General features: G+C 53.2%; 19 protein-coding genes. 15 read left to right on the top strand and 4 right to left on the bottom strand.

The genetic code is table 11. The annotated features are described in order from the left end of the window. Positions 1–253 precede the first annotated feature (253 nt). From gorA to J7J49_RS13225, 4 genes are all read left to right on the top strand, one after another. Complete coding sequence (gene gorA, locus J7J49_RS13210; protein ID WP_215093176.1) at positions 254–1,636, top strand: glutathione-disulfide reductase; 1,383 nt, start codon at positions 254–256, stop codon at positions 1,634–1,636. A gap of 196 nt (positions 1,637–1,832) precedes the next feature. Next, positions 1,833–2,411 (top strand): diaminobutyrate acetyltransferase, encoded by a 579-nt coding sequence (gene ectA / locus J7J49_RS13215; RefSeq protein WP_064232805.1) that lies wholly within the window; start codon positions 1,833–1,835, stop codon positions 2,409–2,411. Between the two features lie 111 nt (positions 2,412–2,522). After that, positions 2,523–3,791, top strand: a complete 1,269-nt coding sequence (gene ectB / locus J7J49_RS13220) for a diaminobutyrate--2-oxoglutarate transaminase (protein WP_215093178.1) — start codon at positions 2,523–2,525, stop codon at positions 3,789–3,791. A gap of 107 nt (positions 3,792–3,898) precedes the next feature. Then, positions 3,899–4,288, top strand: coding sequence for an ectoine synthase (locus J7J49_RS13225; RefSeq protein WP_007114243.1), 390 nt, complete (start codon positions 3,899–3,901; stop codon positions 4,286–4,288). 128 nt (positions 4,289–4,416) lie between these two features. Here the strand turns inward: J7J49_RS13225 and J7J49_RS13230 are convergent, their stop codons facing one another. Beyond that, positions 4,417–4,947, bottom strand: a complete 531-nt coding sequence (locus tag J7J49_RS13230) for a DUF3833 domain-containing protein (protein ID WP_215093180.1) — start codon at positions 4,945–4,947, stop codon at positions 4,417–4,419. Positions 4,948–5,200: 253 nt separating this feature from the next. On the opposite strand from J7J49_RS13230, the gene J7J49_RS13235 reads away from it, so the two are divergent. From J7J49_RS13235 to yidD, 6 genes are all read left to right on the top strand, one after another. Further along, a complete protein-coding gene (locus J7J49_RS13235) occupies positions 5,201–6,037 on the top strand; it encodes an ATP-dependent zinc protease family protein (RefSeq protein WP_064232802.1) in 837 nt (278 codons plus the stop codon). Between the two features lie 38 nt (positions 6,038–6,075). Then, the gene (locus J7J49_RS13240; RefSeq protein ID WP_064232800.1) at positions 6,076–7,599 is read left to right on the top strand and encodes an inactive transglutaminase family protein; all 1,524 of its coding nucleotides are present in this window, start codon (positions 6,076–6,078) and stop codon (positions 7,597–7,599) included. After that, entirely contained in the window at positions 7,596–8,567 is a 972-nt protein-coding gene (locus J7J49_RS13245; RefSeq protein ID WP_215093182.1) for an alpha-L-glutamate ligase-like protein, read from the top strand. The genes J7J49_RS13240 and J7J49_RS13245 overlap by 4 nt, the downstream gene beginning before the upstream one ends. An 84-nt stretch (positions 8,568–8,651) precedes the next feature. Continuing rightward, entirely contained in the window at positions 8,652–9,098 is a 447-nt protein-coding gene (locus tag J7J49_RS13250; RefSeq protein ID WP_215093184.1) for a transcriptional repressor, read from the top strand. Between the two features lie 49 nt (positions 9,099–9,147). After that, entirely contained in the window at positions 9,148–9,618 is a 471-nt protein-coding gene (gene hisI, locus J7J49_RS13255) for a phosphoribosyl-AMP cyclohydrolase (protein WP_215093186.1), read from the top strand. A gap of 71 nt (positions 9,619–9,689) precedes the next feature. Further along, a complete protein-coding gene (gene yidD, locus J7J49_RS13260; protein ID WP_121499342.1) occupies positions 9,690–9,974 on the top strand; it encodes a membrane protein insertion efficiency factor YidD in 285 nt (94 codons plus the stop codon). Positions 9,975–9,995: 21 nt separating this feature from the next. On the opposite strand, the gene J7J49_RS13265 is transcribed toward yidD, so the two are convergent. Then, the gene (locus tag J7J49_RS13265; protein ID WP_215093188.1) at positions 9,996–10,415 is read right to left on the bottom strand and encodes a SufE family protein; all 420 of its coding nucleotides are present in this window, start codon (positions 10,413–10,415) and stop codon (positions 9,996–9,998) included. 63 nt (positions 10,416–10,478) lie between these two features. Continuing rightward, positions 10,479–11,645 (bottom strand): tyrosine-type recombinase/integrase, encoded by a 1,167-nt coding sequence (locus J7J49_RS13270; RefSeq protein ID WP_215093190.1) that lies wholly within the window; start codon positions 11,643–11,645, stop codon positions 10,479–10,481. Between the two features lie 211 nt (positions 11,646–11,856). On the opposite strand from J7J49_RS13270, the gene J7J49_RS13275 reads away from it, so the two are divergent. Next, positions 11,857–12,906: a DNA-binding protein gene (locus tag J7J49_RS13275; protein ID WP_215093192.1), complete on the top strand. Its 1,050-nt coding sequence runs from the start codon at positions 11,857–11,859 to the stop codon at positions 12,904–12,906. Positions 12,907–13,041: 135 nt separating this feature from the next. Here J7J49_RS13275 and nfuA read toward each other — a convergent pair whose 3' ends face one another. After that, the gene (gene nfuA / locus J7J49_RS13280) at positions 13,042–13,665 is read right to left on the bottom strand and encodes a Fe-S biogenesis protein NfuA (protein WP_064232785.1); all 624 of its coding nucleotides are present in this window, start codon (positions 13,663–13,665) and stop codon (positions 13,042–13,044) included. A gap of 293 nt (positions 13,666–13,958) precedes the next feature. Here nfuA and metH point away from each other — a divergent pair, with 293 nt between their 5' ends. From metH to J7J49_RS13300, 4 genes are all read left to right on the top strand, one after another. Continuing rightward, positions 13,959–17,654 carry a methionine synthase gene (metH, locus tag J7J49_RS13285; RefSeq protein ID WP_215093194.1) on the top strand — a complete coding sequence of 1,232 codons (3,696 nt, stop codon included), beginning with the start codon at positions 13,959–13,961 and terminating at the stop codon, positions 17,652–17,654. 3 nt (positions 17,655–17,657) lie between these two features. Next, positions 17,658–18,983, top strand: coding sequence for an MATE family efflux transporter (locus J7J49_RS13290; RefSeq protein WP_215093197.1), 1,326 nt, complete (start codon positions 17,658–17,660; stop codon positions 18,981–18,983). A gap of 178 nt (positions 18,984–19,161) precedes the next feature. Beyond that, the gene (locus J7J49_RS13295; RefSeq protein ID WP_215093199.1) at positions 19,162–20,814 is read left to right on the top strand and encodes a nitrite/sulfite reductase; all 1,653 of its coding nucleotides are present in this window, start codon (positions 19,162–19,164) and stop codon (positions 20,812–20,814) included. Then, positions 20,807–21,361: a DUF934 domain-containing protein gene (locus J7J49_RS13300; RefSeq protein ID WP_215093201.1), complete on the top strand. Its 555-nt coding sequence runs from the start codon at positions 20,807–20,809 to the stop codon at positions 21,359–21,361. Before J7J49_RS13295 ends, J7J49_RS13300 begins: the two co-directional genes overlap by 8 nt. The last annotated feature ends 6 nt before the right edge of the window (positions 21,362–21,367 follow it).

The following is a 21,367-nucleotide window of genomic DNA, read 5'->3' on the forward strand; positions in this document are numbered from 1 at the left end:
GCTGGTAGGTAAACGAAATATCAAACCCTACTCAGTATAAAATTAGTCACTGTCTAAGCTATGAGCTAGTACAAATATTCGCCAGTACAAAATAGCAGAGGAAGGTTTTAACCTCCCTAGGCGGTCAGGTCAACTGCCGCACTAAGGTGATGGGCATTACGACTATTGATTGATACAAATGATTGATACAAATCCTAGCTATCTATACAAATCTTAACTATTTATACAAATTTTAACTCCCCAGGAGCAAAGCATGGCAGACGTTTCTGAATACGAATATGACCTTCTGGTGATCGGCGCAGGCTCTGGGGGTGTTCGCGCGGCGCGTATGGCTGCCGCCACCGGCGCCAAGGTGGCGATTGCCGAAGATCGCTACTTGGGAGGAACCTGCGTCAACGTTGGTTGTGTGCCCAAAAAGCTCTACTCCTACGCTGCTCATTTTCATGACAGCTTTGACGATGCTGCCGGTTTTGGTTGGCAGCTACCAGGCCCCGCCAGCTTTGATTGGGCCACGCTGCGGGATAATAAAATCAGCGAAATTAAACGCCTTAATGGCATTTATCAGCGCATGCTGGAAGGTGCTGGGGTTACGCTGTTCAACGCCCGCGCACGCTTGGCTGACGCTCATACGGTAACCTTAAGTGGCGGGCATGGCGATACATCGGTGACGGCGCAGAAAATTCTCCTTGCTACCGGTGGATGGCCTTGGGTCCCCGATTTTCCTGGCAATGAACACGCCTTGGATTCCAATCAGATATTTGATCTGGATACCTTCCCCAAGCGTTTTCTAGTCTTGGGCGGTGGCTATATTGCGGTGGAATTTTCCAGCATCTTTAATGGGCTGGGCAGTGAGACGCATCTTATCTATCGCGGCGACATGTTTTTGAAAGGCTTTGATCAACAGGTTCGCGAGTTCACCTGCGCCGAAATGCAAAGAAAGGGCGTCAATATTCACTTCAACACCAACATTGAGCGTATTGAACCCAGCCAAGATGCCTACAACGTTCACCTTACCAGTGGCGATGTGCTTGAAGTCGATGTGGTGCTCGCAGCCACCGGGAGGAAAGCCAATGTGGGTGATTTAGGACTTGAAGCATTGGGGTTAAGCTTGGATGAGGCTGGCAAAATCCCTGTTAACGAGCGGTTTGAAACAGTGTTGCCTTCCGTGCTCGCGTTAGGCGATCTAATCGCTGGGCCTGAGCTCACGCCAGTGGCGTTGGCAGAGGCCATGCAGCTTGTTGATGTCCATTTTGCCGATACGCCTCCCAAGCCATTGGATTACACGACGATACCAACCGCCGTTTTTTGCCATCCCAATATTGGAACCGTAGGGCTCTCTGAACAGGCTGCGCGGGATAAATTTACCCACATACGTGTGTACAGCACCGATTTTCGTGCCATGAAACACACGCTGTCGGGTAGCCAAGAGCGTACGCTGATGAAACTGATTGTGGATGATGAAACTGACGTGGTGGTGGGAGCCCATATGGTTGGTGACGATGCTGGGGAAATCATTCAGGGCGTTGCCATTGCGGTAAGAGCAGGCCTTACCAAGCAGGACTTTGACCGCACCGTGGGCATTCACCCTACCGGTGCTGAGGAGTTTGTCACGCTGCGTACGCTCACTCGCCGGTAAGTGCATAAAAAGCGTGAGGTTGGTCTGTTATATTCTATAAGCGACAGTGGCGAAAAGGTTGCCATGAGCGGCGAATTCGCCCTGTTCGTTCATAACAAAATTTTATGGAAAGTGAGGCAGAGAATAATATGATTTTTGAATTGCTCATAAGCAACTGTTATAATGAACTTCAAATTCGCTACAGCGAAGCATAACTATGAGTACGCCGACACCACCATTTACCCCCTCTGCCGACCTTGCACGGCCGACAGTCGCTGATGCCGTTGTCGGTCATGCAGAGACGCCACTCTTTATTCGCAAACCCAATGCGGATGACGGCTGGGGGGTTTACGAGCTTATTAAAGCTTGCCCCCCGCTGGATGTGAATTCAGCCTATGCCTACCTGTTACTCGCCACCCAGTTTCGTGATACCTGTGCAGTTGCAACCAATGAAGAAGGTGAAGTCGTGGGTTTTGTGTCTGGTTATGTCAAGGACAATGCCCCCGACACCTACTTTTTATGGCAAGTGGCTGTTGGTGAAAAAGCCCGTGGCACTGGATTAGCACGCCGCTTAGTCGAGGCCATTATGTCGCGCCCCGAGCTTGACGATGTGCATCACCTTGAAACCACCATCACGCCTGACAATCTAGCCTCTTGGGGCTTGTTTCGCCGTTTGGCGGCGCGCTGGCATGCGCCGCTCAATAGTCGCGAATACTTCTCTACCGAACAGCTCGGAGGAGAGCATGATCCGGAAAACCTCGTGCGCATTGGCCCGTTTCAAACCGATCGCATCTAATATGTGTTTTTGCTAGGCACATGTGTTGGATTGACTGTTTTCCCGCTTATGTTGCTCCGGGCAAGTAACGTTTAACGCCTAAAGGCAAAATGATTAACCAAGGAGGTCGCAATGCAGACCCAGACGCTTGAACGCATGGAATCCAATGTACGTACTTATTCTCGTTCATTTCCGGTGGTGTTTACCAAAGCGCAAAATGCGCGCCTAACCGATGAGAATGGCCGTGAGTACATTGACTTCCTTGCCGGCGCGGGCACGCTTAACTACGGCCATAATAACCCGCATATGAAACAAGCGATGATCGACTACCTGTCAACTGATGGTGTCGTTCACGGTTTGGACATGTGGACTAATGCCAAACGTGATTATTTAGAAACGCTTGAAAAAATTATCTTCAAGCCACGTGGGCTCGACTACAAAGTACACCTACCTGGGCCAACCGGTACCAATGCGGTAGAAGCGGCTATTCGCTTAGCTCGAGTGGCTAAAGGTCGGCATAATATCGTCACCTTCACCAATGGTTTTCACGGTGTCACCATGGGGGCTTTGGCGACCACGGGTAATCGTAAATTCCGTGAAGCCACTGGCGGTATACCCACCCAAGGCGCAAGCTTTCTACCTTACGATGGCTACATGGGTGAGCACACCGATACCCTGGATTATTTTGAAAAGCTGCTTGGCGATAAATCTGGTGGTCTGGATATCCCAGCTGGTGTCATCATTGAAACCGTGCAAGGCGAGGGCGGTATTAACGTAGCTGGCCTGGAGTGGCTGAAGCGCCTTGAAGGTATCTGTTACGCCCACGATATTCTGCTGATTATTGACGATATCCAGGCAGGTTGTGGTCGCACAGGTAAATTCTTTAGCTTTGAGCATGCGGGTATTACGCCCGACATTATTACCAATTCGAAATCGCTCTCCGGGTTCGGCCTGCCATTTGCGCATGTGTTGATGCGCCCAGAGCTGGATAAATGGAAGCCAGGCCAATATAACGGCACTTTTCGTGGTTTCAGCTTGGCAATGGTGACCGCCACCGCAGCGTTGAAAAAATACTGGTCTAATGACACCTTTGAACGCGATGTTCAGCGTAAAGGGCGTATTGTAGAGGAGCGTTTCCAGAAGTTAGCGGCGCTATTGACTGAGCACGGCATGCCAGCTACTGAGCGTGGCCGTGGCTTGATGCGTGGTATCGATGTCGAGTCAGGTGACATTGCCGATAAAATTACCAGCAAAGCGTTTGAGCACGGTCTGGTGATTGAAACCAGTGGCCAGGACGGTGAAGTGGTTAAGTGCCTGTGCCCGCTAACCATTAGCGATGAAGACTTGCTGGAAGGCTTGGATATTCTCGAAATGTGTGTCAAAGCTGTTGCTAGCGAGTAACTTGCCACTAGAATTAGGTGTTACGCTGAAACAGTAAGCTCACAGGTTTTTTTAGTTAGGGATATAGCGGCTGGTAGTCGCCAGCCGCTTTGCAACGGAGTACTCCTATGATCGTTCGTAACATTGAAGAAGCGCGTAAAACAGAGCGTCTAGTGACTGCTGAAAATGGTAACTGGGACAGCACGCGCCTTGTGTTGGCCAATGACGGCGGGAACTTTTCTTTTCATATCACACGAATTTTCGAAGGCACTGAGACACATATTCATTACAAACATCACTATGAGTCTGTGTACTGCATCGAAGGCGAAGGCGAGGTGGAAACACTCGCGGATGGCAAGATTTGGCCTATCAAGCCGGGTGATATTTACATACTTGACCAGCACGATGAACATCTGTTGCGTGCCCACAAAACCATGCACTTAGCATGTGTATTTACACCGCCGATCACGGGCAACGAAGTTCACCAAGAAGATGGCTCTTACGCACCTTCTGAATAGCGACAGTGAGTAACAACGTGTTGCTGTCTCAAGAGTGGACGAGCAACAGAAAAAGCAGCCTGCGACAGTAGGCTGCTTTTTTGCTAAGTGTTTATATTTCTGTGATTAAATACTTTTTTAACAAGCACTTATGGTTTTTCAAATACGAGCGTAATTTCACCCAGCGTAAAGCCAAATTTACGCATGGCGGTTCGATTGATCAAACGGCCATCCGGCTGAAGGTACATCCAGTCATCCATGGTAAATGAGATCATCCGACCATCAATTTCGATCTCTAGCGGATAGCGCATGTGGAAGGCATGACCATATTGGCGTGCCTCAACTTGACCTTCCACGTCGTCGGCGGTGCCAATCCAGCGATGTTCATCGATGCGCTCAAATGTCCAAACGCGGCGATCTGTTTCACCATCTGAAAAAACGAAAGATTCATCCAGCGTCAGGCTGCCATTTTCGTAGGTGCCTTGGATATCTACGGTAAAACGTCGCTGTACCTCGCCGGAGTAATCCTGCACCATGCCCCAGGCTCGGGTGGTGCCCGCAAAGTACTCTGCGATATCCAAACGAGGTTCAGTATCGGCGTAGTCCTCAATATCAACGCCAGCACAACCAGCCAGCAAGAAGAATAGTGTGAAAAAACTAATGCGCAGGGAGCGGGTCATAGGTGCATTTCCTATATTTGAATGGATTTAGGTACAGTTATGGTAGAGTATTTTTATAGCATAGAGCACCTAAGTGCCTGTGACTACTGGCACCTCTTGGGTTCGCTTAATATATATTATGTTAAATAGCGTATTTTGGTCGTCTGTAATAGGTGTCCGAAAACTAGATGTTCGAAAAGCCATGATGGCGTTGGACACTCGCCCCCCATCTCCTTATCATTCCCCAACCTATTGTCCAAGGATATCTCTCGTTATGCGCCCAGGTGTTTTGTGGCTTATAGCTGGCTTGTCGCTCTCGATCACAGGCTGTGCAGCAACCCAGCCGGAAACGAATCAACCGCCCCCTCTAAGCGAAGCCTCATTCAACTCTCGTATCCTGGAATTAGAGAGCCAGCTAACCCAGCAATGCGATACCCATTCGGAACTACAGGAACGCCAGCTTGATCACCAGCAGGCACTCACTGCTGATATGCGTGAAGTGGGCAGTTTGCTGCGCTACCTTCGCCAAGATGTGCAGCAGTTGGAAGCCCGAGGTGAAGAACCTGTCATCATTCGTGAAGAGTGTGAAATTGATCAGAGCTTGACCACCAAAACACTGCTAGGCCGCAGTGAATGGGTTGGGCTACCGAGTCTGGGTACCTATCTCAAGGCACGAGTCGATTCTGGTGCCAACACGTCGTCACTGTCTGCCGCAGAGATCACTCGTTTCGAACGTGATGGTGAAAACTGGGTGCGTTTCAAGTTGGCACTTAACGAAGATGACGTGGCCGTTGAGTCACAGCGTGATGAGTGGATTGAAGCACCCATTGTTCGTCGAGTGCGTATTGTTCAAGCTTCGGGGGAAGATTCGCGCCCGGTCATTTCGCTATTAATGACCTTAGGGCCAATTCGTGAAAATGTCGAATTCACGCTCAATGATCGCTCTCATCTAGATTATCCCGTGCTGCTTGGGCGGCGTTTTTTGATGGATATTGCGGTGATTGACGTGGCTGATACTTATTTGCATGACCGCCCTGAGTTTCCTGGCGGTGAGCCCGCCGACCAAGCTGCTGAAGATGAAGCAGTTGACGAAGATGATACTGAAGAATAACTGCTCTCCCCTGACGTTTTACGTAGAAAGGAATCTCCATGTCACGGTTAATGTTTTATATTATTGTCGGCTTTTTACTGGTCGCAGGTATTGCGACCAGCGTGCATCGCCATGTGCAGTTTGAAATCCCCTGGCTGCCCGGCGAACAACGCCAGGTGTGGGAAATTGAGGCGGGCATTAACTTCAATGCACAAGATGGCCCTGTACAGGTCGACTTGGCACTGCCCTCTCATCAGGCAGGCTATCGTGTACTGACTGAAAACACCGCATCGTCAGGCTATGGGCTTGCTTATCAGGCGGATGAATTAGGTCGTACTGCCAGCTGGACAATTCGTCAAGCGGTGGGCAGTCAAACGCTCTACTACTCTGTGCAAATGTTAGTATCGGAAGATGCTCGCTCACCGATACAGACTCCCCCCGGCGTATCCATTACTACGCCTTGGGAAAGTCCCTACGACACGGCGGCCAGCCAACTGATTGAACAGGCCTGGGCACGCAGCGCCAACAATGCCACTTTCGCTCGCGAGCTAATTCGCGACATTAATGGTGAGCGTCAGGAGGAAAACGCGCGGCTTTTGCTCACACAAGAAAATCCGGCGGCACTGGTGGTGCGGCTACTTAACCAGGCGGGCGTTCAGGCCCGTGAGGTGAGCGGCCTGCTGTTGGAAGATGGTCGTCGTCGCCAAACGCTCAGCAGTTGGATTCAGGTGTTTGACGAGCCAGGCGAAGAGTGGACTATTTTTCACCCACTAACGGGCGAGCAAGGTAAGCCGGACAATTTACTGCTTTGGGAAACCGGTGGTAGAGCCGTATTGGAGGTTCAAGGCGGCACAAATTCGCGGGTTACGTTCTCAATGATGACCCACGACCAGCCGGCCTCGGCGGCGGTGCGCAACCACTACTCTGAAGACACGCTGCTGAATTTCTCTATTCACAGCCTGCCACTGGAAGAGCAAGCGCTTTTCCAGACTATCTTGCTGATTCCCATTGGCGCGTTAATGGTAGTGTTTTTACGTGTATTGGTGGGCATTAAAACGTCCGGTACCTTTATGCCGGTGTTGATCGCTCTCGCCTTCATACAAACCACCCTGCCTACAGGTTTGATTGGCTTCCTGCTTATTGTTGCCGTGGGGCTGGTTATTCGTAACTACCTCTCTTACTTAAATCTATTACTGGTGGCCAGGGTCTCGGCGGTGATCATTACGGTGATTGCGATTATCTCGATCTTCACCGTGTTGGCCTACCGCATGGGGCTCAGTGCGGGCTTAACGATTACTTTCTTCCCGATGATTATCCTGGCTTGGACGATCGAGCGGATGTCGATTTTATGGGAAGAGGAAGGCCCTAAGCAGGTGTTAATCCAAGGTGGTGGTAGTTTAATTACGGCTATTCTTGCTTACCTGGCGATGAATAACCCTTGGGTGCGTCACATCACGTTCAACTTCCTGGGAGTGCAGTTGATATTGATGGCGCTGATCTTGCTGCTGGGCAATTACACCGGTTACCGCTTACTGGAGCTACGCCGCTTCAAGCCAATCACTGATGATGAGAAACCCTCATGAGCTGGCTGAACAACTGGACGTGGCCCACACGTTTGCGGGATAAAGGCATTATTGGTATGAATCGGCGCAATATTCGCTATATTGGCCGATACAACAAGCGCCGCCTTTACCCTCTGGTCGATGACAAGCTTAAAACCAAACTACTGGCCCAGCAGTATGGGATTACTAGCCCCGAACTGATTGGTACCGTGACCACTCAGTTTGGCGTTAAGCATATTGGTGAAATGCTCACTGGCCACGCAGGTTTTGTTATCAAGCCTGCCAAAGGGAGCGGCGGTAAAGGTATTTTGGTGGTTGAAAAAGTCGAAGATAATGCCTTTATCAAGCCAAGTGGTGCCAAGCTCTCGCTTACCGATGTTGAGCGGCATGTGTCGAATATTTTGTCTGGACTCTACTCCCTAGGCGGCTCGCCTGACGTGGCGGTGATCGAAACGCTGATTAATTTCGATGAAAGCCTGATGGATTACACCTATGAAGGGGTTCCTGATATTAGGGTAATCGTTTTTAAAGGTTACCCCGTTATGGCCATGATGCGCCTTTCCACCGCGGCGTCCGACGGCAAAGCTAATCTGCACCAAGGTGCGGTAGGCGTAGGCCTAAATATAGCCACCGGGGCTGCCCTACGCGCGGTTCAGTTTGATCGGCCCTGCTTTAGCCACCCGGATACCGGCCATGATCTGGCAAGTTTAGTCGTCCCCCAGTGGGAAACGCTACTCAATTTGGCGGCGGGCTGTTATGAAATGACCGGGCTTGGCTACCTGGGTACTGATATGGTGCTGGATCGTAAGCATGGCCCAATGCTACTTGAGCTGAACGCGCGTCCTGGCTTGGCCATTCAAATGACCAATGGCGAAGGTTTGCGCCGCCGCCTGGATCTCATTGAGCGTCAGCCTGATGGCGTGCCAGCCAAACTGCGTGTGGCTTTTGCCCAGCACCATTTTGCGCGGCAAAGTGAACTTGGTAGATAGTTAAGCGGGTAGAAAGCCCTGACTCTACTTCCACCGGCGCGTAGACTACTACCGAGTAGGCTAATAACGTTCAACGAGTTGCCCATGACCCAAGCAAGTACACTACTACAGCAAGCGGAGTCTCAGTGCCATATCCGCGGCGTGCGTTTCACCCCTATTCGCCGCCGAGTGCTTGAGATGATTGCTGAAAATGGCGGTGGGCTAAAAGCCTACGATCTTCTAGATAAGCTCTCTACGGAGCACGCGGCTGCCCGCCCCCCTACTGTATACCGGGCGCTAGAGTTCTTAATTGATCAAGGGTTGGTGCATCGGATTGAGTCGCAAAACTCTTATGTGGCTTGTGCATGCCCAGAACATGTCCACGGTTTTCAGCTGCTTATTTGCCGTCAATGCGGTTATGTTGAAGAGCTGCATTTGGACGAAATCAGCGACCAACTGGCAGCACTGGCCAATCGACAAGGCTTTAATGTTGAACGCCAAACCATTGAGCTACAAGGGCTCTGCCAAGATTGTCGATCGAGCAAAGGCTGAACCTGTCAATCTCAAACAGCTAATTTTTCGTAGAGACAGCGAGTAAATTATGTCCCGTTTTGATCAAGTAGCGCCGGAGGCGTTGTTTAAGCAACTAGAGCGTGCCACTCCCGAAGATAGCCTGCCGGCTGTTTCAACCTTGCTGGCAGCTGTGCGCTTTAATGCCGATGGTTTGATTCCGGCTATTGCCCAGCAGCACGACTCCAAAGAAGTGTTGATGATGGCGTGGATGAACCGCGAGGCACTTGAAGAGACCTTAGCCACTCAGCGTGTTTGCTACTATTCACGCTCGCGGGGAACATTGTGGCGCAAGGGAGAGACGTCGGGGCAGCAGCAGCAGCTTATCTCCGCGGCGCTAGATTGCGATGGCGATACGCTACTGTTGCACGTCGAGCAAACCGGGCCTGCCTGTCACACTGGGCGGCGCAGCTGTTTCTATATTGCCGTGGACAAAGAGCAGGCGTCGATCACCAGTACGCCGCTGATTGATCCTGACAATCTGTACGGCAAAAAAGCCTAGTTTTCGCTATGCCACACTCAGCCAAGTCGCGAATCATATCAGCTCTGCGCTCAGGCCCGCGGTGGCTATTAATGAAAGTGATGATTGGCTGCGTAAGGGTCTATCAATACACGCTCAGTCCGCTGCTGGGCCCTCGCTGCCGTTTCTGGCCCAGCTGTTCGTCTTACACGATTGAGGCGATTCAGGTGCATGGGCCATTAAAAGGCGGCTGGATGGCAGTCAAACGGATCATTAAGTGCCACCCGGGCAGCTCAGGGGGTATGGATCCAGTGCCCGGTGGACGCAGCGAGCAACTTTGCCGCGAGGATGATGAAAAGGCGTCGTCACCCTCTTGTTGTGATCATCACCCTCGCTAGCCCGTGTTGCTACTTCTGGTTTTACTTCTTCTGCTGCGCTACCGCGTAGATCTTCTCCAACATGGCATGCAGGCCGTTGCTACGCGTAGGTGACAAGTGCTTGTCTAACCCTAAATCAGTCATAAAGTGCGGTTCGGTAGCACGGATTTCAGCAGCTGTGCGTTCGCTATAAATACGCAGCAATACGGCAATCAGGCCGGATACGATGGCTGCATCGGAGGTTGCTTTAAAAACCAGCTTATCGCCCTCCTCTTCATGGCGCATCCACACGTTTGACTGACAGCCCTGAATTTTAAACTCCTCGATCTTCCAATCTTCGGGAAAGTCAGGCAGCTGCTTACCCATATCGATAATGTACTGATAACGATCCATCCAGTTATCAAATATCTCGAAATCTTCGATCAGCTCTTGCTGGGCCTGTTCGGCGCCGGAAGTGCTCATGCTATTTCCTTCTCTATTGGTGGCGACTGATATTTTGAGTCATAGGGATACTCATTGGGGCCATTATAACGGCTCGAAGGAGTCTTGAGGGAGGTTGTGTCCTGAAACAGTCAATCGGTGGCGCTGCTGCTCGCGATGCCACTCATTATCTTCGGTATGCAGATAGCGAGAGGTGGTATCAAGGCGCGCGTGTCGGGCACTTTCGGCCAGATGGCGCAAGCTAATGCCCGATTGAGCCTGATGGGTGATTGATGTGTGCCGTAACCAGTGCGGTGTGGCCTGGTTAAGTGCGGCAATATGTTCAGGTGCGCCGCCATTATCTTCAAGTGCTTGCGCCGCCTGCTGAAATGTAGTCCGAATAAGCCGATAAAGCTGGTTATGCCCCAGGCCACGCTGGCCATCCAGGGCGCGAAGCAGCGGTGTCTCTTTATCCAGCTGGCTGGGAACGTCAGACAGGCCCAGTGCTTGGCGCCATTGCTGCAGGCAGTTCAGCATATCCTCGGGCAGCGGAATGCGTGCCATCTTGCTGCCCTTGCCCACCACATGCCACCACCAGCGCCCTTCGCTGCGCTGGAAATCGCCCATACGCGCATCCGCCATCTCGCTAATACGTGGCGCAAGCAGATAGGCAAAGCCAAAGATAAAGCGCCGCCGGGCATGTTCAAAATGAGCGCGTTCGCCCTCCCCAGCCTGTAACGGCCTATTCAACCACTTCCACAGCCATGCCCATAGATCGCCCTCAAGATAGCGCTCAATTCGCGGCGTTTGATTATTCAGGCGGCGAGATTTATCGCGCATCAAACGGAACGGATTGTGTTTAACCCACCCCGCCTCTATCAGCCACACGAACAGGCCTTGCAGTATCACCAGGCTTTGACGCCGGCTGGCGGGCGATAACACACCACGAAATGGCCGCCACGCCGGGTGCGCTCGGGGCTTAGAGGGCCCAATCCACTGCTCGCTAGGCTGTGGATCAGCAAGAAAGGCTTCAAAGCGACGCAACGTTTCGCGATTTATATCGGCCAACGCAAGCCCTTGGCTAGCCAGCCATAGAAGCAGTCGCTCCGCTTCTCGACGGTACGCTTTCCAGGTTTGTGGGCTATCCACGTACTCTTCTAGCCATGCGGATACTGCCTGAGCATCGTTTTGAGCACTAATACGTCCGCCATTGGTCGTCTCATTTAGCGTCAATAGTTGGCTAGTGGGTGTAGTAATAACTTCGTTCGCCATGCCCGTCGCTACTCTCTTTTAAAGGCCTTTTATACCCAATGAGCGGAAGTGTGCCTCTGTAGCCTTATAAATTCAAGATAATACGGGTAATCTTGAATTTATGTCTATTATCATAAATAAAATTACGTATTACATAATACGTAATTATTGCCTTTTGCACGACAAATCTCGACAATGGTGGTTACAGAAGCTCTCAAGGAAGGATCGTTTCATGGCCCGCAACGGCATTCAGTACAGCGATGTTCAACAAGCGATAGACGCCCTGCTGGCTCGCGGCGACACACCCAGCGTGCAGCGCATTCGCGATGTACTGGGCACCGGTAGCTTCACCACGATTAGTGACCACTTTCGCCAGTGGCGCAGCGAGCGAGAGCAAAATCGCGATGTGCCACCCTCCAAGGGAGTGCCGGAAGTCGTGGTGACCATGGCCAGCGAGCTATGGCGCGAGGCCCAGGAAGTGGCGAACCAAATGCTGCTCCACTATCGCGAGGATGCTAACCGCCAAGTGGCAGATGCCCAGCAGCTCGCTGAAGACGCAAAGCGGCAAGCGGATAACGCCGAACAGCGTGAAAGCGCCCTCGCCGAGCATTTACGCCACCTTGAGCAGCGTATGGAAGCGTTAAACCGGGAGTTAGCCGCGAGTCAAACCAGCGAGCACCACTGGCGCACGCTTGCCGAGACATCACACAGTGAAGTCAATCAGCTAAAACAGGCAAAAAAGCAATTAGAAAGTCAGGCAGAGGCGCAGCGTAATGCGCAGAACCACGCCCTCAGTGAGCAGCAAGCCGCATGGGAACAGCGGCTGGCACAAGAAGAGCAGCGTCATGAGGCAGCGGAAGGCAGGTTGATGTCGATGCTGGATAGCGCTCAACAGGCGCGCGCCCAGGAAGAGAAGAGTTACCAAAAACGCCAGCAACAGTCTGAGCAGCGAATGGAGGCGTTCGCTCAGGACCTAAAGACAAAGCAGCAGGCATTGCATCAGTTGCAGCTGGATGCCAGCGAACGCGAGCAGCGGCTTAGCGAGCGGGCGCAGCAAGTCATATCGCTTGAAGAGCAGGTAAAAACGCTCACCCTGCAGCTAGATGAGTCCAAAGCGTCGCTCAAAAGCCAGACTCAGCAGCATGCCGAGCGGGAAGCCGCTCTACAGCAAGCGTGGCAAGAGAAGCTGTGGAGTCGTATGGAGGCGCTGCAAACACAGCTAACGGCACTTCCCGATGCGCTTTCAAATCAAACTGCCAAGGGTAATGAACCAGAACAATGATCAAAGCTGCGCCCTTAAAAGACTGACTTTAAAACGGAGAACTTAAAATGGAGAGCTTAAAACGGAGAACTTAAGATAGAGGATATAAAAAAGCCCAGCTGTTGAAGGCTGGGCTTTTGGCGCGATACCGTTAGTTTAACGATAGTAGGCGTTGGTCGTATCGGTATGGTCGGTGACGTCGCGAATGCCGGCAAGCTCCGGAATGCGCTCCATCAGGGTTTTCTCTACGCCATCTTTCAGCGTTAAATCGACCGCGGCGCAACCCTGGCAGCCGCCGCCGAAGGCTAAGATGGCGTACTGCTCCTCGGTGAGTTCAACCAGCTTGATCTCACCACCGTGGGCCGCCAGCCCGGGGTTGATCTCGCTGTAAAGCACGTAATTGATACGGTCTTCCAGCGGGCTGTCGGCATTCACCTTAGGCATCTTGGCGTTAGGTGCTTTGATGGTCAGTTGACCACCCATGCGGTCGGCATTGAAATCCACCACCGCCTCTTCCAAAAACGCTAAGCTGTTTTTATCGAGAAAAACATTGATTTTCTCGAGTTCCAACGTCACGTCGGTCGGCTCTTCTTCACCTGGGCGGCAATAAGCCAAGCAGGTTTCCGCGTAGGGCGTGCCGGGCTGGGTAATAAAAATGCGCACAGCAATACCTTCAACGTTCTGCTTTTCCAGCAGTTCTGCCAAGTATTCTTGCGCACTATCTGTAATATCAATACCTTGGGTATCAACACTGGTTTCTTTTTCGCTAGTCGTGGTCATGAGGGCTGTCTTCCTCCCGTGGTAGTGGCGGCGCCACTTCACATGTCATTTGCGTCTATGGTAAGCAAAACCGTGCGCTGACACAATCCCGACTGTTTTAGTCGACTATTTTAAGTGTCACTTTTCAACAGCATCGGTTAATTGTCTTTTCTTATCTAACGTATAGCGCTGCCCAGGGGCGCCTTTTGCACTCTCATTTGCTATAATTGCGCGCCTCTAAACGACAGATGCTACTTTTCCGACGATAACAACATCCCTTTTGACGACTGTGACGCTGGAGAACTCCCCCTGCCATGGCTGATAGTGCTTTGATCGCAACCCTCACCCAACGCCTTGCCGAACGCATCCTGATTCTGGACGGCGGCATGGGTACCATGCTGCAGAACGCCCAGTTGAGCGAGGAAGATTTTCGCGGCGAGCGGTTCAGCGATTGGCCCTCAGATCTCAAAGGCAATAATGATCTGCTCGCACTCACCTGCCCCGATGTGGTCACGCGGATTCACCGAGACTACCTGGAAGCCGGTGCGGACATCATTGAGACCAACACTTTTAACAGCACTCAGCTGTCACAGTCTGATTACGGCATGGAGTCGCTGGTGGTTGAACTCAACCGCGAATCAGCGCGCTTAGCCCGCGAGGTGTGTGATGCAGTGGCCGCCGAAACCGGCGTACCCCGTTACGTCGCCGGTGTGTTAGGCCCCACCTCGCGAACCGCGTCGCTATCGCCGGATGTAAATGACCCCGCCAAGCGTAATGTTACCTTTGATGAGCTGCGTGAGAACTACTACGAAGCCGCCGAAGCGCTGATTGCAGGCGGTGCCGATCTGATCATGATCGAAACGATCTTTGATACGCTTAACGCCAAAGCGGCGATCTATGCCTTGGAAGAGCTGTTTGATGATCGCGGCGAGCGCCTGCCGGTGATGATCTCCGGTACGATTACCGATGCCTCGGGGCGTACGCTTTCCGGACAAACCACGGAAGCGTTTTGGAACTCAGTGCGCCACGCTCAGCCGCTTTCAGTGGGTTTGAACTGTGCCCTTGGCGCCGAGGAGCTGCGTCCTTACCTGGAAGAGCTCTCTACCAAAGCCGACACCTTTGTCTCCGCCCACCCCAATGCGGGTCTTCCCAACGAGTTTGGCGAGTATGACCAAACGCCGGAAGAGATGTCGGAGATCGTTAGCGAGTTTGCCGCCAGCGGCTTAGTCAATATCATCGGCGGCTGCTGTGGCTCCACGCCTGAACATATTCGCGCTATTGCTGATTCTGTTCGCGATATGGCGCCGCGGGTTATTCCGGAGCGCAGCCGCGCCTGTCGCCTATCCGGCCTAGAACCGTTCAATATTGAAGCCGACTCGTTGTTCGTCAACGTTGGTGAACGCACCAACGTCACCGGCTCGGCGCGTTTTAAGCGCTTAATTGTAGAAGAGGACTTCACCACCGCGTTAGAAGTCGCCCTTGAGCAGGTCGAGAGCGGCGCTCAGGTCATCGATATCAATATGGACGAAGGCATGCTCGAGTCTAAGGAAGCCATGGAGCGCTTTCTAAACTTGATCGCCGGTGAGCCGGATATTGCCCGCGTGCCGATTATGATCGACTCCTCCAAGTGGGAGATCATCGAAGCGGGCCTCAAGTGCGTCCAGGGCAAGGCGGTGGTGAACTCCATTTCGCTGAAAGAAGGCGAAGCCGCCTTCCGTGAACAGGCCACCAAGTGTCGCCGCTTTGGCGCTGCTATCGTGGTAATGGCCTTTGATGAAGACGGCCAGGCGGATACCTTCGCCCGCAAAACCGAAATTTGTCAGCGCGCCTACCGCCTGCTGGTGGATGAGATCGGCTTTCCCGCCGAAGACATCATCTTCGACCCCAATATCTTTGCTATTGCCACGGGTATTGAGGAGCACAATAACTACGCGGTCGACTTTATCGAAGCGACCCAGTGGATTCGCGAAAACCTGCCTCACGCGATGATCTCCGGTGGTGTGTCTAACGTCTCGTTCTCGTTCCGTGGCAACAACCCGGTGCGCGAAGCGATTCACTCGGCGTTTCTCTATCATGCGATTCGTGCCGGTCTTAGCATGGGTATCGTCAACGCAGGCCAGCTTGCCGTTTACGACGACCTGCCCGCAGAGCTGCGCGATGCTGTAGAAGACGTGGTGCTCAACCGGCGCAGCGACGGCACCGAGCGGCTGCTGGATATTGCCGATAAGTATAAAGGCGACGGTAGCGGCGCTCCCAAAAAAGAGGACCTGGAGTGGCGCAGCTGGCCGGTGAACAAGCGTATTGAACACGCGCTGGTAAAAGGCATCACCGTTTATATCGAGGATGACACCGAGCAGGCCCGCGCCGAAGCCGAACGCCCGATTGAGGTCATCGAAGGCCCGCTGATGGACGGCATGAACGTGGTCGGCGATTTGTTTGGCGACGGCAAGATGTTTCTGCCCCAGGTGGTTAAGTCCGCGCGGGTGATGAAGCAAGCCGTGGCTTACTTGATTCCCTATATCGAAGCCGAGAAGAGCGAAGAGACCAAAGCCAAGGGCAAGATTGTGATGGCGACGGTAAAGGGTGATGTTCACGATATCGGTAAAAACATCGTCGGCGTGGTCTTGCAATGTAATAACTACGAAGTCATTGACCTTGGTGTGATGGTGCCCGCCGACAAAATCCTCCAGGCGGCCAAAGAGCACAACGCCGATATTATTGGTCTCTCCGGCCTAATCACCCCGTCGTTGGATGAAATGGTGCACGTCGCCAAAGAGATGCAGCGGCGCGGTATGGATCTACCGCTGTTAATTGGCGGTGCGACCACCTCGAAAGCGCATACCGCGGTGAAAATTGAGCCGCAGTATGAGCATCCAGTGATTTATGTCACCGATGCCTCCCGCGCTGTGGGCGTCGCGGGCAAGTTGCTCACGCCTGCTCTAAAAACACCCTACATCGCCGAGATCCGCGAAGAGTACGAGAAGGTTCGCGAGCGCAACGCCAAGCGCCGCCCCAAAGCGGCGGATCTGGACTACACCCAGGCGCGCAAACGGCGTTTCCGCACCGATTGGAACGCCCACACTCCCGCCGAGCCCAATATGCTTGGGCTAAGAACTTTCGATGACTACGATCTCGAAGAATTGATCGAGCGCATCGACTGGACGCCGTTCTTTATGAGCTGGCAGTTAGCGGGCAAGTATCCCAAAATTCTCGATGATAACGTCGTCGGTGAAGCAGCCCGTAACCTGTTTGCAGATGCCAAGGTAATGCTGCGCAAGCTGGTCGATGAGAAACGCGTTCAGGCCCGCGGTGTTATTGGCCTATGGCCCGCCAATAGCGTCGATGACGACGTTATTGAGGTCTACGCCGATGAGTCGCGCAGCGAAGTCGTCGAGCGCCTCCACCATATCCGCCAACAAACCACCAAAGGGCGCGACGGTATCTGCTACAGCCTGGCCGACTTTATTGCCCCCAAAGAGAGCGGCAAAGCCGATTGGATTGGCGGCTTTGCGGTCACCACCGGCCACGGCGTCGATCAGCTCTCTAAAGCTTATGAGGCTGCAGGCGACGATTACAATGCGATTATGGTGCAGGCGTTGACGGATCGCCTGGCGGAAGCCTTTGCCGAACGCATGCACGAACGCGTGCGCAAAGAGTTCTGGGGCTATGTGCCGGAAGAAACCCTGGATAACGACGCCTTGATCGCCGAGAAATATCAGGGTATCCGCCCTGCTCCTGGCTACCCCGCCTGCCCGGATCACACCGAGAAAGCCACGCTATTCCGGCTGCTTGATGCCACCGAAAATACCGGTTTGGCGTTGACCGAAAACTTTGCCATGTGGCCCGCCGCGGCGGTTTCCGGCTGGTACTTTGCCCACCCACAGTCGAAATACTTCTCGACCGGCAAAATTACCCGGGATCAGGTCGAAGCCATCGCCGCGCGTAAGCAGATGCCCCTTGAAGAAATGGAGCGCTGGCTCTCACCAGTGCTTTCCTACGACCCAAGCTGATTAATGCTGTTTGTCGCTCGCCGTCACGGCAAGGTAATTCGCCTTGCCTTACCCATCATGCTGGGCATGCTCTCACAGAGCATGCTCAATTTGATCGATGCCGCACTGGTCGGCCATTTGGGGGAAGTGGCGCTGGCGGGCGTGGGTGTCGGCGGTTACGCCATGTTTATGCTCACCGCTATTGTCTTTGGCCTCTCCTCTAGCGTGCAGTCACAAACCGCCCAACATGAAGGCGCTACCCATTCGAACCTGGCTCAGCCGCTGCATTCGGGGCTTATGATTGGGCTAGCTGTCGCTCTACCGCTTTCCCTCTGGGCCTGGTGGCAAGCGCCCCTACTTATTGGCTTGATTACCCAAACGACTGATGTGCAAAGCGTTGCCGTGGAGTACTTTCGCTGGCGCGTGGTGTCATTAACCGCCATTGCCTTAACGCTCTGTTTTCGCGGTTACTGGAACGGTCGACAGCAAACACACCTCTATTTGCGCATTATCGTGGCGGTTCATTTGCTCAATGTGGTGGCCAGCGCTGGGTTGATCTACGGCTTGGCAGGGCTGCCTTCAATGGGTGCCAGTGGTGCAGGTGCAGGCACTACGCTGTCACTGTTTGTTGGCTTGATTGTTTGGTATTGGGTCAGTGTGAAAGGTGCGCCTGGCGCATCTTTTTTGACCCGTCTGCCAAGTCGAGACACCCTGAAAGCAACACTGGCGCTTGCTCTACCTCACTCTATCCAGCAGCTCTGGTTTGCCGCTGGCTATGCGGTTCTATTTTGGCTACTAAGCCAACTAGGCACAGCGAGTGTAGCGGTTGGGCATGTGTTGATTAACCTGTCGCTACTGCTGATTTTGCCAGGGGTGGGATTAGGTGTGGCTGCCATGAGCCTAGTAGGCGAAGCGATAGGCCGCGATGCGCAAAAGGAGGCCCACCGCTGGGGGCTGGATGCCTTGAGCGTTGCCTGGCTACTGCTTACTATTCTGGCACTGCCGATGCTGTTCATACCCGAAAGCATATTAGGCGTGTTTTTTGGCAGTCAGGAATTGATTGCCCTTGGTAAGCTACCACTTCAGATAACCGGCATCATGATTATTGTCGACGCGGCCGCGTTAGTACTTGCTCAAGCGCTGATGGGTGCGGGTGCTCAGCGCACGGTAATGACCCTTACACTAGGCATGCAGTGGCTGCTTTTTCTGCCCTTAGCGTGGTGGGTAGGTGTTGAGCTAGACCAAGGTTTACTCGGCATATGGTTAATGCAGCTACTCTACCGATTACTTAACTCGGCTGGCTTTTTGTGGGTGTGGCAGCGGCGCCAATGGCTCGCTCCTGCCCTTTAACTTGTTGGCTGGGCTTGAATTGCACTGCAGCTATGCGTTAAAACAGCGCTCTAAATAGCTTTTAGAGATAAAAAGATAATTATATATTCTTTTGTAGAATATGACGCGCGCGTTAAGGTGACCCACTATTAACGTCCGTCTCAACGTGACCATTTCGCTTTTAGCAGGATCGTGCCCCATGTACCGTTATGATATTCACGACCAAACCCTGGTTGATGAGCGTGTCGCTCAGTTCCGTGACCAAATGGAGCGCTACCGCGCCGGGCGTTTGGGAGAAGAAGAGTTCCGTCCGTTACGGTTGCAGAACGGCCTCTATATTCAACGCCATGCGCCCATGCTGCGTATTGCGATTCCTTACGGCATGCTGGCCGGCAACCAGCTACGTGCCCTGGCTGAGATTACCCGCCGCTATGACCGCGGCTACGGCCACTTCACTACGCGGCAAAATTTGCAGTTGAATTGGCCTGCGCTTGAAGATGTGCCAGATATCCTGGCTGATCTAGCCAAGGTACAGATGCACGCGATTCAAACCAGTGGTAACTGCATTCGTAACACCACCAGCGACCAGTTTGCCGGTATCGCCAACGATGAAGTGGAAGATCCGCGCCCCTGGTGCGAGTTGATTCGCCAGTGGTCTACCCTGCACCCGGAATTTGCCTACCTACCGCGTAAATTTAAAATCGCGGTGAGCGGTGCGGCCCAAGACCGTGCCGCCATTCAGGTGCACGATATTGGTCTGCGCCTATGGCACAACGCCGACGGCGAGCTGCGTATTAAAGTGTTAGCAGGTGGTGGCCTGGGCCGTACGCCGATGATTGCGGACGTGGTTCGTGAAGACCTGCCTTGGCAGCATCTGTTGACCTACCTGGAGGCCTGTGTACGGGTTTACAACCAGTTTGGTCGCCGGGATAACAAGTTTAAGGCGCGAATTAAGATTTTGGTCAAAGCCCTGGGCATTGAGGAGTTCCGCCGCCGGGTGGATGAAGAGTGGGCGCACCTGAAAGATGGCCCGCAGACGCTTAACCAAGCAGCGGTCGATGCGGCCAAAGTGCACTTCCCCGAGCCTGAACGTCGCCCAGTGGCAGCAAACGCCAACGAAGAATTTGACCGCCTGCGGGCCGAAAATCGCAGCTTTGCTCGCTTTGTGACCAACAATGTGACCGATCATAAGGTGCCTGGCTATAAAGCCGTGACGCTGTCGCTAAAACGCCGCGAGCATGCGCCTGGTGACGTTACTGCCGACCAAATGGAAGCCGTGGCTGATTTAGCCGACCGCTACAGCTTTGGTGAAGTGCGGGTCACCCACGAGCAGAACCTGGTGCTGTCTGACGTACCGGTGGATGAGCTTGAAGCGCTGTGGAAAGAGCTTGAGGCATTGGGGATGGCCAACCCTACCGTGGGCACGCTCAATGACATTATCTGCTGCCCTGGCGGCGACTACTGCAGTCTGGCCAATGCAGTGTCTATCCCCATCGCCCAGGCGTTGCAGGAGAAGTTTGAAGACTTAGACTTCCTGTATGACCTCGGCCCGCTGGATCTGAATATCTCCGGCTGCATGAATGCCTGTGGCCACCATCACGTGGGCCATATCGGCATCTTGGGCGTGGATAAAAAAGGCGAAGAGTACTACCAGATCTCAATCGGTGGTAACTCCACCGACGACGCCTCACTAGGCAAGATTCTAGGCCCGTCGTTTTTCCGCGAAGATGTCCCCAACGTGGTCGAGAAAGTGTTGGATGTCTATGTATCGCAGCGCCATGAGGACGAACGCTTCTTGGATACCTATCGCCGCATTGGTCTAAAACCCTTTAAGGAGCGTGTTTATGCCTGATAAATCTGTGCCAAACGACACGCAGGTTGAAGCAACTGTACAGATGCCGGTTCATGTTGATCACTTGATAGCCAACGGTGAGCTTGCCGCAGAGAACGCCTGGTGCGTTTCTTATGACGCTGATGCCCTGCCCGAGCAACGCCCGGCGTTCGTGCCTTTGCCACTATGGCAAGCTAATCACGATGATGTTGAGCTGGCTCCGCTACTCACCAGCGATACCGAACTGACGGCAGATTTAGCCAAGCAGCTTAGCAGTGCGGCGGCGATCGCCATTGATTTCCCCGCCTTCACTGATGGCCGGGGTTACTCCATCGCCCGCCTGCTGCGCGAGCGTTATGACTATCGTGGTGAAGTGCGCGCCGTAGGCGACGTCTTGGTTGATCAGTTGGATTACATGCGCCGTTGTGGTTTCAGTGCGATGGCGCTGCGTGATGACCAGCACCCAGACGATGCCCTGCGTGCGCTCAGCTTTATCAGCGTTCGCTATCAGCCTGATGTGGAAGAGCGTCAGGCGCTGTTTGAACGTCGTTTAGCCGACAGTGAATAAGCGCTA

It is taken from the genome of Halomonas sp. ISL-56 (assembly GCF_018612805.1).
Taxonomy (GTDB): domain Bacteria; phylum Pseudomonadota; class Gammaproteobacteria; order Pseudomonadales; family Halomonadaceae; genus Vreelandella.

Excerpts from the sequence above, each read along its gene's own strand:
- gorA (WP_215093176.1), top strand. The coding sequence starts at position 254 with ATGGCAGACGTTTCTGAATACGAATATGACCTTCTGGTGATCGGCGCA.
- ectA (WP_064232805.1), top strand. The coding sequence starts at position 1,833 with ATGAGTACGCCGACACCACCATTTACCCCCTCTGCCGACCTTGCACGG.
- ectB (WP_215093178.1), top strand. The coding sequence starts at position 2,523 with ATGCAGACCCAGACGCTTGAACGCATGGAATCCAATGTACGTACTTAT.
- J7J49_RS13225 (WP_007114243.1), top strand. The coding sequence starts at position 3,899 with ATGATCGTTCGTAACATTGAAGAAGCGCGTAAAACAGAGCGTCTAGTG.
- J7J49_RS13230 (WP_215093180.1), bottom strand. The coding sequence starts at position 4,947 with ATGACCCGCTCCCTGCGCATTAGTTTTTTCACACTATTCTTCTTGCTG.
- J7J49_RS13235 (WP_064232802.1), top strand. The coding sequence starts at position 5,201 with ATGCGCCCAGGTGTTTTGTGGCTTATAGCTGGCTTGTCGCTCTCGATC.
- J7J49_RS13240 (WP_064232800.1), top strand. The coding sequence starts at position 6,076 with ATGTCACGGTTAATGTTTTATATTATTGTCGGCTTTTTACTGGTCGCA.
- J7J49_RS13245 (WP_215093182.1), top strand. The coding sequence starts at position 7,596 with ATGAGCTGGCTGAACAACTGGACGTGGCCCACACGTTTGCGGGATAAA.
- J7J49_RS13250 (WP_215093184.1), top strand. The coding sequence starts at position 8,652 with ATGACCCAAGCAAGTACACTACTACAGCAAGCGGAGTCTCAGTGCCAT.
- hisI (WP_215093186.1), top strand. The coding sequence starts at position 9,148 with ATGTCCCGTTTTGATCAAGTAGCGCCGGAGGCGTTGTTTAAGCAACTA.
- yidD (WP_121499342.1), top strand. The coding sequence starts at position 9,690 with ATGAAAGTGATGATTGGCTGCGTAAGGGTCTATCAATACACGCTCAGT.
- J7J49_RS13265 (WP_215093188.1), bottom strand. The coding sequence starts at position 10,415 with ATGAGCACTTCCGGCGCCGAACAGGCCCAGCAAGAGCTGATCGAAGAT.
- J7J49_RS13270 (WP_215093190.1), bottom strand. The coding sequence starts at position 11,645 with ATGGCGAACGAAGTTATTACTACACCCACTAGCCAACTATTGACGCTA.
- J7J49_RS13275 (WP_215093192.1), top strand. The coding sequence starts at position 11,857 with ATGGCCCGCAACGGCATTCAGTACAGCGATGTTCAACAAGCGATAGAC.
- nfuA (WP_064232785.1), bottom strand. The coding sequence starts at position 13,665 with ATGACCACGACTAGCGAAAAAGAAACCAGTGTTGATACCCAAGGTATT.
- metH (WP_215093194.1), top strand. The coding sequence starts at position 13,959 with ATGGCTGATAGTGCTTTGATCGCAACCCTCACCCAACGCCTTGCCGAA.
- J7J49_RS13290 (WP_215093197.1), top strand. The coding sequence starts at position 17,658 with ATGCTGTTTGTCGCTCGCCGTCACGGCAAGGTAATTCGCCTTGCCTTA.
- J7J49_RS13295 (WP_215093199.1), top strand. The coding sequence starts at position 19,162 with ATGTACCGTTATGATATTCACGACCAAACCCTGGTTGATGAGCGTGTC.
- J7J49_RS13300 (WP_215093201.1), top strand. The coding sequence starts at position 20,807 with ATGCCTGATAAATCTGTGCCAAACGACACGCAGGTTGAAGCAACTGTA.